General features: G+C 71.7%; 12 protein-coding genes and 2 pseudogenes. 5 read left to right on the top strand and 9 right to left on the bottom strand.

Annotated features, from left to right (window positions below):
• Positions 1-171 precede the first annotated feature (171 nt).
• Positions 172-750 (bottom strand): annotated as a pseudogene (locus AB0F91_RS02820) (NAD-dependent epimerase/dehydratase family protein); the annotation flags it as partial.
• A gap of 113 nt (positions 751-863) precedes the next feature.
• Between AB0F91_RS02820 and AB0F91_RS02815 the strand changes: the two are divergent.
• A pseudogene (locus AB0F91_RS02815) lies at positions 864-911 on the top strand (hypothetical protein); the annotation flags it as partial.
• Between the two features lie 32 nt (positions 912-943).
• Here AB0F91_RS02815 and AB0F91_RS02810 read toward each other — a convergent pair.
• Positions 944-1,099, bottom strand: a complete 156-nt coding sequence (locus tag AB0F91_RS02810) for a hypothetical protein (protein ID WP_360595180.1) — start codon at positions 1,097-1,099, stop codon at positions 944-946.
• On the opposite strand from AB0F91_RS02810, the gene AB0F91_RS02805 reads away from it, so the two are divergent.
• Positions 1,091-1,234 carry a hypothetical protein gene (locus AB0F91_RS02805; RefSeq protein ID WP_360595179.1) on the top strand — a complete coding sequence of 48 codons (144 nt, stop codon included), beginning with the start codon at positions 1,091-1,093 and terminating at the stop codon, positions 1,232-1,234. The genes AB0F91_RS02810 and AB0F91_RS02805 overlap by 9 nt on opposite strands.
• Positions 1,235-1,336: 102 nt before the next feature.
• Here the strand turns inward: AB0F91_RS02805 and AB0F91_RS02800 are convergent, their stop codons facing one another.
• The 3 genes from AB0F91_RS02800 to AB0F91_RS02790 all read right to left on the bottom strand — a co-directional run bounded on the left by AB0F91_RS02800 (position 1,337) and on the right by AB0F91_RS02790 (position 2,759).
• Positions 1,337-1,972 (bottom strand): response regulator transcription factor, encoded by a 636-nt coding sequence (locus tag AB0F91_RS02800; RefSeq protein WP_360594173.1) that lies wholly within the window; start codon positions 1,970-1,972, stop codon positions 1,337-1,339.
• Positions 1,973-2,175: 203 nt separating this feature from the next.
• On the bottom strand, positions 2,176-2,469 hold the full coding sequence (locus AB0F91_RS02795) for a hypothetical protein (RefSeq protein ID WP_360594172.1): 294 nt from the start codon (positions 2,467-2,469) through the stop codon (positions 2,176-2,178).
• The gene (locus AB0F91_RS02790; RefSeq protein WP_360594170.1) at positions 2,466-2,759 is read right to left on the bottom strand and encodes a WXG100 family type VII secretion target; all 294 of its coding nucleotides are present in this window, start codon (positions 2,757-2,759) and stop codon (positions 2,466-2,468) included. The genes AB0F91_RS02795 and AB0F91_RS02790 overlap by 4 nt, the downstream gene beginning before the upstream one ends.
• 330 nt (positions 2,760-3,089) lie before the next feature.
• Between AB0F91_RS02790 and AB0F91_RS02785 the strand changes: the two genes are divergently transcribed.
• From AB0F91_RS02785 to AB0F91_RS02775, 3 genes are all read left to right on the top strand, one after another.
• The gene (locus tag AB0F91_RS02785; RefSeq protein WP_360594168.1) at positions 3,090-6,380 is read left to right on the top strand and encodes a BTAD domain-containing putative transcriptional regulator; all 3,291 of its coding nucleotides are present in this window, start codon (positions 3,090-3,092) and stop codon (positions 6,378-6,380) included.
• A gap of 179 nt (positions 6,381-6,559) precedes the next feature.
• Positions 6,560-10,267 carry a BTAD domain-containing putative transcriptional regulator gene (locus AB0F91_RS02780; RefSeq protein ID WP_360594166.1) on the top strand — a complete coding sequence of 1,236 codons (3,708 nt, stop codon included), beginning with the start codon at positions 6,560-6,562 and terminating at the stop codon, positions 10,265-10,267.
• 278 nt (positions 10,268-10,545) lie between these two features.
• On the top strand, positions 10,546-10,671 hold the full coding sequence (locus tag AB0F91_RS02775; RefSeq protein WP_360594165.1) for a hypothetical protein: 126 nt from the start codon (positions 10,546-10,548) through the stop codon (positions 10,669-10,671).
• A 28-nt stretch (positions 10,672-10,699) separates the two neighbouring features.
• Here AB0F91_RS02775 and AB0F91_RS02770 read toward each other — a convergent pair whose 3' ends face one another.
• The 4 genes from AB0F91_RS02770 to AB0F91_RS02755 are packed head-to-tail and all read right to left on the bottom strand — an operon-like array spanning position 10,700 to position 15,081.
• Positions 10,700-12,076 (bottom strand): GH1 family beta-glucosidase, encoded by a 1,377-nt coding sequence (locus AB0F91_RS02770; protein WP_360594164.1) that lies wholly within the window; start codon positions 12,074-12,076, stop codon positions 10,700-10,702.
• Complete coding sequence (locus AB0F91_RS02765) at positions 12,069-12,896, bottom strand: carbohydrate ABC transporter permease (protein ID WP_360594162.1); 828 nt, start codon at positions 12,894-12,896, stop codon at positions 12,069-12,071. Before AB0F91_RS02765 ends, AB0F91_RS02770 begins: the two co-directional genes overlap by 8 nt.
• Entirely contained in the window at positions 12,893-13,801 is a 909-nt protein-coding gene (locus AB0F91_RS02760) for a sugar ABC transporter permease (protein ID WP_360594160.1), read from the bottom strand. Before AB0F91_RS02760 ends, AB0F91_RS02765 begins: the two co-directional genes overlap by 4 nt.
• Positions 13,802-13,809: 8 nt before the next feature.
• Entirely contained in the window at positions 13,810-15,081 is a 1,272-nt protein-coding gene (locus AB0F91_RS02755) for an extracellular solute-binding protein (RefSeq protein WP_360594159.1), read from the bottom strand.
• Positions 15,082-15,083: the final 2 nt, after the last annotated feature.

Raw genomic sequence — 15,083 nt, 5'->3', positions numbered from 1 at the left:
ACCCGCGCGTGGGTACCTTGGCGGCGTCGGGCCCGAGCTGCGCGCGGATCTCGCGCGCGGCCTCGCGCAGCCACAGGAACTCGCCGACGACGACAAACCGCTCACCCGCGGCCTCGGGCGCAGCATGGCGCGAATGTGGAGATCGGCGAGGTCACGGACGTCGGTGACGCTGTAGCCGAGCCGCGGGACGCCGGGGAGGCGGCCGTCGAGCAGGGCGCCGATCAGCTGCACGGAGCCGAGCGCCTGGCCTTCCAGCACGGGGCCGAGGACCGCGCCCGGCAGCACAGTCGCCGGCGAAGTGCCGCCGCCCGAGGACTCGGTGAAGTCCCACGCCGCGCGCTCGGCCACGGCCTTGGACCGGCGGTACGGGTTGCGGCGGCGCTCGTCGGGGTCGGTCCGCCGGGTCTCGTCCAACACCTCCGCGCTGCGCGTGCCGATCGGCGGCGCGGCGGCGGCCAGCGAGGACGTCATCACGACCCGCGACACCCGGGCCTCGGTCGCAGCTTCCAGCACCCGCAGCGCACCGTCGCGCGCGGGGCCGATGAACGCGCCGGGGTCGCGCGAACCGTCGCCACCCAGCGGCGATGCGACGTGCAGCACGTAGGTGCAGCCGGCCACCGCCTCGGCCCAGCCGGCGTCGGACGTCAGGTCGGCGACCACGCCCTCCAGGCGGTCGCCGGGGTCGGTCTCGCTGCCGACCGCACGGCGCACGGCGGCTTCCTCGGCGGCCGAACGCACCGTCGTCCGCACGTCGTGGCCGCGTCGCAGCAGCTCGGCGAGGCACCAGCCGGCGACGTAGCCGTCCCGCCGGTCACCAGTACGCGCACGAGTCTCTCCTCGAACTTCATCAGCCGGCGCAAGCGCTGTTCGCCGAGCACGGGTCCGAGGCCACTTCGCTGCAGCTGATCGCCGACACCGTGGGCGTGACGAAAGCCAATGTCTACTACTGCTTCCATTCGAACGCCGAGACCATCGCGGCGCTCCTGCAGAGCAGCATCACGGCGTTCGACGAACTCCTCGAAGCGGCCGCGAAGGTCCAAACCGGACAGCCGGGCGCGAGCTGCTCGTCGACGGTGTCGTGGATCAGGTCGTGGCCCATCGTTCCGTCTCGCTGCTCAGCCGCACCGACCCGGGCGCGCGGCGGAACGAGGGCATCGGCCCCGCGCCAAGAGGACTGGACCAGCGCTCCGACGACGACCTGCGCCCTCTCTGCCTGCGGGTTCTGGATGTCTGAACCACAAACGGACAGACGCAAGAAGGGCCTTCCCCGGAGAAAGGGAGAAGGCCCGAAGCAAGGGCGGCGACACCGCCCCGGTCGCCGCCCGGCGAGAGTGGTTCAGATGGCGCCGGCACGCAGGGCGTAGGCCACGGCGTGGGCGCGGTTGTTGAGGCCGCAGCGGGTCATCAGGCCGTAGAGGACGTTCTTCACGGTCCGCTCCGAGTAGCAGAGCTTCGTCGCGATCTCCTCGGTGCCGTAGCCCTCGGCGACGAGCCGCAGCACGTCGCACTCGCGGGCAGCGAGGCCGGACAGGGTGAGGCCGTTGGGCTCGAGCACGTCGCGGCGCATGCGCTGGACCTGGCCCAGCAACGCGCCCTGCAGGCGCGGCGGCAGGCTGGCGGTGCCATCGCCGGCGGTGAGCACGGCGGACACCAGTTCGGCGCCACCGGTCTCGCGGCGCGGCAGGATCGCGACGACGCCGCACTCGATGGCGGTCATCAGGTCGCTCTCCCGGAAGTGGTCGGCGACGATGACGAGGTGCGGTCCGGCCGGCTGCTCGGACTCGCGACCCAACTCCTTGACCCGCGACAGCACGCGGTCGGTCACGTGCTCCTCCATCACGAGGACCACGTCGGCCTGCGCGGCCGAGTCCTCGGGGAGGACCTGCAACTCGGGGCGGGTGCCCAGCAGACTCGCGGCGCCGGCCTTGGTGATCGGGTCCGAGGCGAGAACAGCGACTTTGACGAGCTTCACGAGATCTCCTACCACCACTCCAGGTTGACGGTGACAAGTCTCGCGCGGACGACTTCACGTTTTCTTACCAAGATTCTTCACGCCTGCCGCGAACGTGGAGAATCTCCCGACAATCGCAGGTCAGCGCACTCTACGCGCGCCTTCACGAGCATCTTGACGGCAGGGTTGAGCCGCCCGCCGGCCCGGTCTTCACACGCCGGCCTTCACGCTTCCGAGCACACCCCGCACGCGCCCGGCCCCGCCGCGCCGGAGTCCCCGGCGATTTCCCGGAATGCCTCCCGCGCCCGCTCGACGCAGTCGGGCATCCGGCCGACGGCCTCGGTCCACGCCTGCTTGGCCGCCCAGTAGCGCGCCTGCGCCTCCGGCGTCCAGCCCGCCAGGCCCCGTTCTACAGTGGACTCCAGCTCCGCCAGCACAGCCCGGATCCCGCCGGTCGTCCTGCCCATCCGGTCGAGGATCTCGTCGGCGTCGGTGAAGTCGAAACGCCCTGGACTCATACCCCGCTCAGGCCACCCGTCCACGGCGTCGCCCGCTCGTCGGCGGCCGGGCCGCCGGTGACCGCGAGCAGGTCGGCGAGCCGGCCCAGGATGAGGTCGTACTGCTGTTCCCAGTCGTTCATCGCCTGGCCGAAGCGCACCGAAGCGTCGCCCCGCCACGAAGCCTGCAGCGCCGCCATCTCGCTGTTGACCCGCCTCAAATGGGCGTTCGCCGAGTCTATGGCGCGGGCGAACTCACCCGCCGCACCTCGCATGCCGTCCGGCACCACCGTCGGAGGGATCGATTTCACGACGCTCTCCTCACCACACGTCCCCAGAACCCGCGCCCGTGCCGCCCGGGCTTACCACCGAGCGTGACCCACCGACAGGGGTGGCGAAACCGGGGACCAGGTGGTATGCCCGATTTTCGGATATCCTTGCCTGCCGTTCCACCGGGGTCTCGGCCGCGGAGTTTCCCCGGTGTTCGCCGTCACGCCGAGTGGCCGCAACACCGCGCGCGGAGACTGACGGTCAGGGCAGCCGGCGAGACGCGGCCCCGGCCCGCTCCACCACCCGTTCGGGCGTAAGATCACCACTGGCATCCGGCGTGTGACGATCCGTCTACGCGTGAAAGGAGACCGATGTCGGCAGCGGACGGCGCGGCAGGCGGTATCACCGCGCCGAAGATCCGGCTGCTCGGCCCGGTCCGCGCCTGGCGTGGTGACACGGAACTCGGCAGCGCCAAGCTGGATTTGGGCTCCGCCCACCGCCGCACGGTTCTCGCGGTGCTGGCGATGTCGCCCAACCGCACCGTTTCCCGCGAAGAGCTGATCGACGCCGTGTGGGGCGACGCGCCCCCGGCCAGCGCTCACGGCAGCATCTACACCTACATCTCCGGCCTGCGCCGCGCGCTCGAACCCGGCCGCGCGAAGGGCGCCGGGCCGCAGCTGCTCGCGTCCATCGGGTCGGGTTACTCGCTGTGCGTGGACCCCGAAACCGTCGACGTGCACCGCTTCGAAGCCCTGCGCGACCAGGCCCAGCGCCACCTCTCCGCCGGCGAACGCGGCCCGGCGCTGGCAAAGCTCGACGAAGCGCTCACGCTGTGGCGCGGCGAGCCGCTGCAGAACCTGCCCGGCCCGTTCGCGGCGTCGCAGCGCACGCGGCTGGAGGAGCTGCGCCTCGCGACAGTCGAGCGCCGTGCGGAAGTCGTGCTCGGCAACGGCAGGCACCTGGAGCTCGTCGACGAGCTGCTCGAGTCCGCGCGTGAACACCCGTTCCGCGAGCCGCTGCACGGGCTGCTCATGCGAGCGCTCGCGCTCGGCGACCGTCGCGAGGAAGCACTGGCCGTGTACACGGACATGCAGGACAAGCTGATCGAGGGCTTCGGCACCGAACCGGGCCCGGCGCTGCGCGAGCTGTACGAGCGCCTGCTGGGCGGTGGCTCCGCGACGGAGACCCCGGCTCCCGCGCCGCGACCGGCTCCGACGCCCGCTCGCGTGCCGCGCTTCCCGCTGCCGGTGCTGCCGCCGCGCGCGGAGATCTTCTTCGACCGCGCGAGCGAGACCTTGCTGCTGCGCGAGGCCGTCGCCGGTCTCGCCGGCGGGCTCGGCCGTTCGGTGTGGGTCGAGGGCGAACCCGGCATCGGCAAGACTGCGCTGCTCGCCGAAACCCTGTCGATTGCCCAGGACGCGGGCGGCAAACCGTTGTTCGCCTCGGCCGACGCGCTCGACCAGCGCTTCACCCTGCGGCCGCTGCTCGACGCACTGGGTGTGCACCCGCGCGCGTCGGACCTGCGCCGCGCGGAGCTCGCCGTCGCGCTCGCCGAGAACCCCGGCGCCGATCCGGTGGAGGGCATCCTCGGGCTCGTGCGCGAGCTGTGCGCGGACGAACCGCTCGCACTCGTGGTCGACGACCTGCAGTGGGCCGACGACACGACGCTGCGCGTGTGGCGCTACCTGAGCCGCGAGACGCGGCGGCTGCCCCTGCTGCTGATCGGCGCGTGCCGCCCGGTCCCGCGTCCCGCCGAGCTGGACGGCCTGCGCGCGGAACTGGCGGCCGACGGCACCGAGCTGCTCACGCTCGGGCCGCTGCCGGAAAGCGCGATCCGCGACCTCGCAGGTGATCTCGCCGGCGCCCCGCCGGGTCAGGTGCTGCGCACGCTGATCTCGTTCGCGTCGGGAAACCCGCGCTACGCCAAGGAAATCGTGGAGACACTGCTCTCCAACGCGATGGTCCTGCTCGACGGCGCGCAGGCGATCGTCGACGGCAACAGCTGCCGCACGATCCCGGCGCCGCTGGGCTCGCGCATCACCCTGTACCTGAGCTTCCTCTCCAGCGGCACGCGCGACGTCCTGCGCTGGGCGGCCTTGCTGGGCAAGGAGTTCTCGCTGTCGGACATCGCGATCGCCACCGAACGGCAGGCGACCGCGCTGGTCGGCGCCGTCGAAGAGGCGCTCGCCGCCGGCGTCCTCACCGAATCCGACGAGCTGCTGGCCTTCCGCCACCCGCTGCTGCGCCGCGTGCTCTACGAAAAGACGCCGGCCGCGATGCGGGTGGCGCTGCACCGCCAGCTCGCCGAGGCGTTCCAGGGCGCCGGTGCGTCGCCCGAGCGCGTGGCCGAGCAGCTGGCCGCGGCGCCGGTGCAGGTCGACTCGTGGGTCACGGGCTGGCTCACCGAGCACATCGGCACCGTCGCCACCGAGGCGCCGCGCATGGCCGTCGACCTGCTCAAGCACGTGGTCACGCAGGCCTCGCTGCCCGCCGACGCCCGCGAACCGCTGACGGCCACGCTCGCGCGGCTGCTGTTCTGGCTCGGCCGCGAGCCCGAAGCCGAGGCGCGCTCGGTCGTCGCGCGGACCGAGGACAGCAGGCAGGCGGCGGAGATGCGCTGGATCCTCGCCTACATCTACTACCGCCGCGGTGAGTTCGCCGAAGCGTCCGAAGAGGTCCGTAGAACGCTCGCCGACCCGAACGTGCCCGAGATGTGGCGCGGCCGGCACGAAACACTGCGCGCGACGCTCGAACGCCTGGCCGTGGACGAAACGTCCGAACCGGACTTGTCGGAGCTCGGTGTGCTCGACGGCCTCGACGACGCCGCCGAACCGCTGAGCACTGCGCGCCGGCTGGCCGCGACCCGCGCCGTGCCCGGCGAGATGCACCTCGCGGGCGCCGTCCACTACTACTGGCGCGGCCGCTGGCCGGAGGCGCTGGCCGAGCTCGACACGGTGATCAAGGGCGGTGCGGAGACGGCGTCGTACGTGTTGCGCAGCCCCGGTTCCGCGCTGCTCGTGCACGGTGTCGGCGCGTTGATCGCGAGCCACCGCGACGAGCCGGAAGAAGCGAGCGCGCACCTCGACGCCGCCGCGCACCAGCACTGGCCGCAGGGCCTCGAACCCAATGGCGGCGACTATCTGCTGGCCGCCGAGGCGCAGCTGTTCGAACTGGAGGGCAACCCGGAGGCTGCACTCGCCGCGCTGACGCCGTTGCTGGACGAGGGTTATCCGCCTTCGGCGCGCCAGCAGTGGCTGCCGGACCTGGTGCGGCTGGCGATGCAGCTGGGCGAGAAGAACCACGCGTTCCAGGCGCTGCGGCTGGTCGGTGCCACCGACGGCACCGACGTCCCGCCCGCGCACCTGGCGGCCGCGGCGCACTGCCGCGGCCTGGTCACGGGCGATCCCGACGCGATCCTCGGCGCGGCCGCGCACTACGAGGCCGCCGGCCGCGTGCTGAAACACGCGCGCGCCACCGAGGACGCCGCGATCCTGCTGGCGGAACACGACCGGCTCGACGAGGCCCGCTCGGCGTTCCGCGCCGCCCTCACCAGCTACACCACGCTCGGCGCGGCGTGGGACGTGCGCCGAGCCGAAACCCGGATGCACCCGCACGGCATCCGCCGCGCGAACCCCGTGCGCAGCCGGGCGGCGGGGGAATGATCCCGTTCTCCCGCTGAGCGGGACTGGCCGTCGGGCCTTTGAATCGGGCACGGGCGCGCGGCACCTCCGTCGAGGGTGGCGGCGGGGCCATGGATGGAAGTGGCCACTCGTACGATGCCGGGTGATCACCGGCTCCCGGTAAGCTCGTCGAGTCAGACCGGTACGTCGAATGGAACGGCATGCCAGGGGATGCGCACAGCGGGTTGCGGGTGGACGTGCTCGGCCCGTTGCGGGCCTGGCGGGGTCCGGCCGAGATCAAGCTCGGGCCCGCGCGCCAGCGTGCCATCTTCGCGATGCTCGCGGTCAACGCCGGCCGCTCCGTGCCGCGCGCGGAGCTCATCGCGGGCGTGTGGGGCGACTCGCCTCCTGCCAGCGTCGAGGGCAGCGTGCACACCTATGTCTCGGGACTGCGGCGCGCGCTCGACCCCGAGCGCACGAAGTGGGCGGCCTCGGGCGTGCTCGTGTCCGACGCCGGAGGCTATTCGCTCGCGCTGGAGCCCGGAGACCTCGACGCGGCCGTGTTCGAACGCCACCGCGAGCAGGCCCAGCAGCACGCCGCCGCCGGTGAGCACGACAAGGCCGCCGCGGAGTACGACGCCGCGCTCGCCCTCTGGCACGGCGAAGCGCTGTCCGGTGTGCCCGGCGAGTTCGCCGAGCGCCACCGCGAACACCTGGCCGAGCTGCGGCTCGACACCTTGGAGCGCCGCGCCGCCGCCGTGCTGGAGCTCGGCGGCCACCAGGATCTGATCGCGGAGCTGACGGTGCTCGTCGGCGAGCACCCGCTGCGGGAGGCGGTGCGCGAGTCGCTGATGCTCGCGCTCTACCGCAGTGGCCGGCACTCAGATGCGCTCGACGTGTTCCGCGATGCCCGCGCCACCCTTCGCGCGGAGCTGGGCGTGGAGCCCGGGCCGCGGCTGCGGGAGCTGCACCAGCGCGTGCTGGCGCAGGACTCCGCGCTGGACCTGCCCAAAGCGAAGGCACCGGAGCTCCTGGCGGCGCCCGAGCCGATTTCCGTGCTGCCACCGCGCGTCAGCCGGGCGCTCGACGACGGGGACGACAGCCCGTTGTTCGGCCGCGAAGCGGAGACGGCGCAGCTGACCGAGCTGCTGGCCGAGGTCCGCGACGGGCGGGGCCGGGCCGTGTGGATCGAGGGCGAGCCGGGCATCGGGAAGTCGGAGCTGCTCACCCGCGTGTTCAGCCACGCCACCGGCGGCGGCCTGCAGCTCGCGTGGGTGGCGGCGGACGAGCTGAGCACCCGGTTCCCCCTGCAGGTGATGCTGGAGTGCCTCGCGATCGACGCCGCCTCACCGGATCCGCGCCGCGCGCGCGTGGCGAAGGAGCTGATGGGCGAGGGGCCGGCGCAGCGTGCGTGGGGTTCGAGCGACCCGGTGCTCGGGGCGGTCGACCGGCTGTTGTCCCTGGTGGACGAGCTGTGTGCCGACGCCCCGCTGGTGCTCCTGATCGACGATCTGCAGTGGGCCGACGAGTCGAGCGTGCTCGTGTGGCACCGGCTGTGCGCGGCGACGCGGCAGCTGCCGCTGCTGCTCGTGGCCGCGACCCGGCCGGCGCCCGACCGCGCCGAGCTCGCCCAGCTGCGCCGCGGCGTCGAGTCGCGCGACGGCGTGGTGCTGGACCTCGAGCCGCTGGTGTCCGACGACGTCGTGCGGCTGATCGAGGGCCTGCTGGGCGCGGACCCGGGCCCCGGTCTGCGTGAACTGGCCGCTCGTGCCGCGGGAAACCCGTTGTACGTCAAGGAAATGGTAGACGTCCTCGTGCGCGCCGGCGCGGTGGAGGTGGACCGCGGTTACGCCGACGTCGACGACCCCGCCGAGTTCGAGACGCCGCGCTCGCTCGTGGCGGCCGTCGACCGGCGACTCGACTTCCTGCCGGCCGAGACGCAGGACGTGCTGCGCTGGGGCGCGTTGCTGGGCATGGAGTTCGCGGTCGGCGACATCGCGGCGGTGCTGGGCATCCGGCCGTCGGACCTGTTGGGGCCGTTGGAAGAAGCGGTGGCGGCCAACGTCCTCATCGACACGGGCACGCAGCTCGCGTTCCGGCACCCGTTGCTGCGCCAGGCGCTCTACAACCGGCTGCTGTCGGGCACGCGGGCGGCGTTGCACCGGCAGGCCGCGGAGGCGCTCGCGAGGATCGGCGCACCGGTGAAGCGCGTGGCAGAGCAGCTCGTGGCCGCACCGTCCACTGTGGATCCGTGGGTGCTGGACTGGCTCACGGAGAACCAGACGGCCGTGACCAACCGGGCGCCGCTGATCGCCGTGGAGCTGCTGGAGCGGTCGCTCACGGCGTGCTCCGCCTCCGACCCGCGGCGCGAGGCGCTGATCACCGCGCTGACGAAGGTCCTCTTCCGGCTGGAGCGAAACCCGGAAACCCTTGCCGTACAGGCACTCGAGCTGTCGCAGGACCCGGAGAACGTCGCCGAGATGCGGCACCTGCTGGCCACGCTGCGGTTTCGCCGCGGGGCCGTCGCGCTCGCCGTGCAGACCCTCGAAGAGGCCGAGGACGATCCGGCGCTGCCCGAGATCTGGCACGTGCGGCGCCGGCACCTGCTGGCGAACTTCCGCCGCGGTGGGCTGGACGACCTCGACGTCGCGGAGGCCAGCGCGCACCAGGCCCGCGCGGAAGCCGACGGCGATCCGTACCTGTCGGCGCACGCGCTGCAGACGTTGTGGCTCGTGGATTCCGTGCGCCGCCACCACGAAAGCGCGCTGGCGCACATCGACCAGGCCATCGAGGCCGTCGGCGACGAACACGAGCTGGCCGACTTGCACCTGGACCTGCTGGACAACCGCGTGTTCACGCTGCAGAACCTCGACCGGCTCGGCGAGGCCGACCGCACGCTGCAGGCGGCGGGCGAGATCGCGCAGCGGCATTCGATGCCGATCGGCTTACAAGTGTCGGTCGCGGTGCACCGCTACTGGGAAGGGCGCTGGGACGAGGCGCTGGTCGAGCTCGACACCGTGACGGAAGACGGGCCGGCGATCACCTTCTACGGCCTGCGCGAACCCGGCGCGGCGGCGTTGCTGCTGCACGGGGTGGCGTCGCTGATCGCCGCCCGGCGCGGCGAGCGCGGGCAGGCCGCGGCGCACCTGGACGCGGCGGAGGAGTACGCGCCGGCGACCGGTGCCGAGCGCGAGAGTTTCGACTTCCTGCTGGTGGCCAACTCGGTGGTCGCGTGGCAGCGAGGGGAGATCAAGGAAGCGCTGGCCGTCCTCGAGCCGATCCTGAACCCGACCTACGCGCAGATGATGTTGCGGCACCAGTGGCTGCCGATGTTCGTCGGGCTGGCACTGGAGGCCGGCGACCAGGCGCTCGCGCTGCGCGGGCTGGCGGTGTGCAAGGAAGAGGCGGCCAAGGAACGCGAGCGGGCCCGGGCCCACGCGGCGATGGACTGGTGCCGCGGCCTCATCGACGGCGATCCGGCGCCCGTGCTGCGGACCGTGGAGCACTTCCGCTCGGTCGGCCGCCGCCCGGAGCTCGCCGCGGCCCTGGAGGACGCGGCGGTGCTGCTCGCGCGCACCGAGGACCTGCCCGCGGCCCACGCGGCGCTGGACGAGGCCGCCGAGCTGTACACCGCGCTCTCGGCCCGGTGGGACTTGCAGCGGGCGGAGAAGCGCCTGCGCGAACTCGGCGTCCGCCGCGGTGGCCGGTTCGTGGCCGCCGCCCGGCCGGGGCATGGGTGGGATTCGCTGTCACCGCTGGAAGTTCGGATCGCGACGCTCGTGGCGGAGGGGCGGTCGAACCCCGATATCGCGACCGAGCTGGCGTTGCCGCGGCGCACGGTGCAGGCGCATGTGGCGCGGTTGCTGGGTAAGTTGGAGTCCCCTTCGCGCAGCGGTGTGGCAAACGCGGTGGCGCGGCGGATCGGCTGAGGCGGGGCTGCGTCGAATGGGGGAGCCGCGCGACTGGGCCGAGGTGGCGCGGCCGGGCCGGCCGAGCGGGGGGGGAGACGCTCGGTGGCCGGATCAGGGGTGTGGCGAATCGGTGCTCGCCCCAGGGCGGCTGGCGGTCGGGGCGGCGTCGAGACAGCCGCCGAGGACGCGCGCGTCGACGCGGCCGTGGCAGCACCAGCGACGGAACCCCACGCAGCCAACACACCGCACCGGCGTGGAAACTGCTGTGGGGCAACACCACCGGACCCAAGTACGACGTGACCCTGCTCGAAGACATGCACTACAGCTTCACCGACGTGCAGGCCATCCTGCCGCAAGTGCCGGCCGATCCGCGGACGCGGCGCCTGCGGATCGGCACGATCGATCCCCGCATCAGCGTCTAGGTGACAGCGACGGGCGCTGGCTTCGTCCTCAGGACGGCAGTCGGTTGAGCTTGGCGACCTCGCCCAGGAAGCGGCCCGAGTCCTTGATCGTGCGGACCTGCGTGTCGAAGTCGACGTGGATGACGCCGAAGCGCTGCGTGTAGCCCATGCCCCATTCGAAGTTGTCCAGCAGGGACCACGCCAGGTAGCCGCGGACGTCGGCGCCCTGGGCCAGGGCGTCGTGGACGGCTCGGATGTGGGTGTCGAGGTAGGCGACGCGGGCGGGGTCGTGGACCCGGCCCTCGACAACGGTGTCTTCGAAGGACGCGCCGTTCTCGGCGACGACCAAAGGCAGGCCGCCCGTGTGGGAGTTCAGCCACACCAGCAGATCCGTGAGCGACGACGGTGTCTGCTCCCAGCCGAACGACGTCAGCGGGGCGCGGGCGGGCAGGACGTCCATGCCTCGTAAACCGGGCAACGGGCAGTTGCTCGGGGCGAGCGGATCGGCCAGCGGCGCGACGCGGGCGGGCGCGTAGTAGTTCACCCCCAACCAGTCGACGGCGGCGGCGATGAGGTCGGTGTCACCGTCCTGAATGGACGCCGCGAACCGGCCGCCGTGGTGTTCGACGTCGGCCATCACGTCGGCCGGATAGCCGCGGCCGAGTACCGGGTCGAGGAAGAAGCGGTTGTGGATGCCGTCGAACTTCCGCACGGCCTCACGGTGGGCGTCGGTATCACCGTCGGCCAGCGCCGGCGCGAAGTTCAGCGCGAGCGAGAAGTCCTGGCCGGGCCGGGCCTGTTCCGTCAACGCCCGCATCGCCAGGCCGTGGCCCAGCAGCAGGTGGTGCGCGGCGACCAACGCGGTGTCGTAGTCCTGGATGCCCGGCGCGTGGACACCGCTGCCGTAGCCGAGGAACGCGGCGCAGAACGGCTCGTTGATGGTCGTCCACTGGGGCACGCGGTCACCGAGGTAGTCGTGGACCACGGCGGCGTAGTCGGCGAACCGGAAGGCCGTGTCCCGCGAAGGCCAGCCGCCCGCGTCCTCGACGGCCTGCGGGAGGTCCCAGTGGTACAGCGTGAGCACCGGCAGGATGTCGCGGCTCAGCAGCTCGTCGACGAGCCGGTCGTAGAACGCGAGGCCCTCGGCGTTGCGCGTGCGGCCGTCGGGCATCACGCGCGGCCACGCCACCGAGAACCGGTAAACGGGCAGGCCGAGCTCGGCCAACAACGCGACGTCCGTGCCGTACCGGTGGTAGTGGTCGCACGCGACCGCGCCGGTGTCGCCGTTGAGGACCTTGCCGGGCGTCGCGCTGTAGGTGTCCCAGATGGACGGTCCACGGCCACCCTCGGTCACCCCGCCTTCGATCTGGTACGACGCGGTCGCCGCGCCCCACCAGAAGCCGGGCGGGAACTCGAGTTCAACCATGGACAGCACCTTTCAGGATCCCCCGCACGAGGTAGCGACCCAGAACCAGGAACAGCGCGATCACCGGCAGCACGCCGAGTGTCGCGCCCGTCAGCATCAGCGCGTAGTCGGTGTAGTAGCCGCTGGCCAGCTGCGAGAGCACCACCTGCACGGTCGGCGTCTCGTGGGGATCGAGCACCACCAGCGGCCAGAAGTAGTCGTTCCACGTGGCCATGAACGTGAGCATCGCCAGCACCGCGGCCTGCGGCCGGATCGCTGGCACCGCCACGTGCCAGAACGTGCGCACCGCCGACGCACCGTCCACAGTGGCCGCGTCCACGAGCTCGCTCGCCACCGCCCCCTCGCACGCCTGGCGCATCCAGAACACGCTGAACGCGCTCACCAGCGCCGGCACGATCACCGCCTCCAGTTTCCCGTACCAGCCGAAGTCGCCGACCACGAGGTACAGCGGGATCACGCCGAGCTGCGCCGGCACCATCGCGGAGCCGACCACGAAGAGGAAAAGACTGTTGCGGCCCGGAAACCTCAGCCGGGCGAACGCGAACCCGGCCAGGCTCGCGAGGACCACATTGGACACCATCGCCGTCACGGCCACGATCAGCGAGTTGCCGATCGCCAGCCAGAAGTCGACCGTGTCGAACACGCGGCGGATGTTCTCGAACAGGTGCCCGCCCGGCAGCAGCAGCGGTGAGGTCTCCCCGATCGCCGAGTTGTCGCTGGTGGAGATCACGAACGACCAGTACAGCGGGAACAGCGAGGCGCCGACCACACCGACCAGCACCACGTACACCCACGCGCCCGCGCGTCGCCGCGGCATCACGGCGCGCTCACGAACCGGCGCACCAGCCGGTAATTGAAGAACGCGAACAGCACGCAGAACACGAACATCACCCACGACAGCGCCGCCGCGTAGCCCGCGTCGAACTTGCCGAAACCCTTTTCGTACAGGTACATCGTGAGCGTCTGGAACTGCCGGTCGTTGCCGCCCGTGCCGCTGGAGCCGGTCGCGTCGAACAGCTGCGGCTCGGCGAACAGCTGTAGCCCGTTGACCGTGCCCGCCACCGCCGTGAACGCGATGGTCGGCCGGATGCCCGGCACCGTCACCGACCAGAACGACCGCCAGCGCGAAGCCCCGTCGAGCGCCGCCGCCTCGTACAGGTCCTGCGGAACGGCCTGCATCGCCGCCAGGTAGATCAGCGAGTTGTAGCCGGTCCAGCGCCACATCACCATCGTCGCGATGGCCAGGTGTGAGGACCACTTGCGCGCCTGGAACGAGATCGGGTCGATCCCGAACCAGCCGAGCACCTCGTTGACCACGCCGTAGTCGCGGCTGTAGAGCTGCGCGAACACCAGCCCCACGGCCACGACCGACACCACGTTGGGCAGCAGCACGCCGGTGCGCCACCACGTCGCCGCGCGCAGCGGCCGGTTCAGCAGCGCCGCGATCCCGAGTGCCAGGAAGAACTCCGGGATCGCGGCGAGCAGGAAGATGCTCGTGGTGTTGAACAGCGCGTTGTAGAACCGGCCGTCGGTGACCAGCTCGGCGTAGTTCGCGAGCCCGAACCCGCCCTGGTCACCGGCGAGCAGATCCCAATGGTGCAGGGAGACCCAGGCCGTGTACACGAGCGGGAACGCCCCGAACACCACGAACACCGCGAAGAACGGGGCGATGAAGAGGAACGGCGTGACCTTGCGGTCCCAACGCACCGACAGGGGGCCGCGCATGCGGGGCCTTACTTGATGGCCTCGCGGCCGAGCTTCACGGCGTCCGCCCAGGCCGCGTCGACCTTTTCGGACCCGTCCTCGATCCGCCCGAGCGCGCGGCCGAACTCCGGCCGGACGTCGGCGTCGTGCAGGCCGCGGTAGTTGGGACGAAGGGTGTCGGCGGACGCGGCGTAGATCTGGCCGATCGGCGCGCCGGAGAAGTACGGGTCGGTGTGGGCCACGACCTGCTGGTCCTTGTAGACGCTCGGCTCACTCGGCAGGATGCCGTCGGAGAGGAAGATCTTCTTCTCCTGCTCGGGCGCCGTCAGCCACTTCGCGAGGTCGTAGGCCTCCTTGGGGTGCTCGCTCTGCTTCGGGATCGAGAGGAACGAGCCGCCCTGGTTGCCGCTGGCGCCGGGGACGGTCGTGACGTCCCACTTGCCGGTGTTGCCGTCGCCGCCGGCTTCCTTGATCTGCGTGAGCATCCAGGCCGGGCACGCGATGGTGGCGAACGTGCCCTGCTTGATCGCGACGTTCCAGGCCTGCGTGTACGTGGTCGCGCCGGCCGTCTGGCCCTTCTGCGCGAGGGTGCCGGCGAGCATGAAGGCGTTGCGCACGGCGGGGTTCTGGTCCGCGATGTAAGAATCGTCGCGCGAGGAGAAGTAGTTCTCCGGCGACTGGTTCAGCATCGCGGTGTACACGGTTCCAGCCGAGTCGGCGAACTTCACCTTCGGCACCTTGTCGGTGAAGCGCTGCGACAGCTGGGCGTACGCGTCCCAGGTCGGCATGAGCGCGGCGACGGCCTTGCGATCGGTCGGCAGGCCGGCCTGCTGGAAGAGGTCGCGGCGGTAGCACATGGCGAGGCTGCCCATGTCGGTGCCGAGGCCGAGCACGTCGCCGTCCTTCGTGCCCTGGGCCCACTTCCACGACGCCCACTGGTTCTGCAGCTGATCGGCGCCGTAGTCCGCGAGGTTCACGAACTTGTCCTTCACCCCGAGGTACTTGGGAATCTGCTGCTCCTCGATGGCGACGACGTCGGCCGCACCGTGGCCCGCCGCGAGCTGCGTGGCGAGTGTCTTGAAGTGCGTGTCGAAGTCGGTGACCCGGCTCTGGATCTCGATGTTCGGATGATCCTTCTCGTACTGGGCGAAGAGCGGACCGTAACCGAACTCACCGAAGGTGGCCACGGTCAGCTTGATCTTCCCGCCTTCGGCGGCGGAGCCGCCGCTGCAAGCGGTCACCAGCAGGAGGAGCGCGGTCGTCAGGACGGCGACGGCCGGGCGCCGGGTCAGCGTTCGCACGG

It is taken from the genome of Amycolatopsis sp. NPDC023774 (assembly GCF_040639695.1).
GTDB lineage: Bacteria > Actinomycetota > Actinomycetes > Mycobacteriales > Pseudonocardiaceae > Amycolatopsis.
The sequence above is the reverse complement of the archived record's forward strand: the minus strand, read 5'-3'. Positions and strand labels throughout refer to the sequence as shown.

What these genes read in the sequence shown, in the direction of transcription:
- AB0F91_RS02795 (WP_360594172.1), bottom strand. Translation starts at nt 2,469, where the DNA reads ATGAGTCCAGGGCGTTTCGACTTCACCGACGCCGACGAGATCCTCGAC.
- AB0F91_RS02780 (WP_360594166.1), top strand. Translation starts at nt 6,560, where the DNA reads ATGCCAGGGGATGCGCACAGCGGGTTGCGGGTGGACGTGCTCGGCCCG.
- AB0F91_RS02810 (WP_360595180.1), bottom strand. Translation starts at nt 1,099, where the DNA reads ATGGGCCACGACCTGATCCACGACACCGTCGACGAGCAGCTCGCGCCC.
- AB0F91_RS02760 (WP_360594160.1), bottom strand. Translation starts at nt 13,801, where the DNA reads ATGCGCGGCCCCCTGTCGGTGCGTTGGGACCGCAAGGTCACGCCGTTC.
- AB0F91_RS02785 (WP_360594168.1), top strand. Translation starts at nt 3,090, where the DNA reads ATGTCGGCAGCGGACGGCGCGGCAGGCGGTATCACCGCGCCGAAGATC.
- AB0F91_RS02770 (WP_360594164.1), bottom strand. Translation starts at nt 12,076, where the DNA reads ATGGTTGAACTCGAGTTCCCGCCCGGCTTCTGGTGGGGCGCGGCGACC.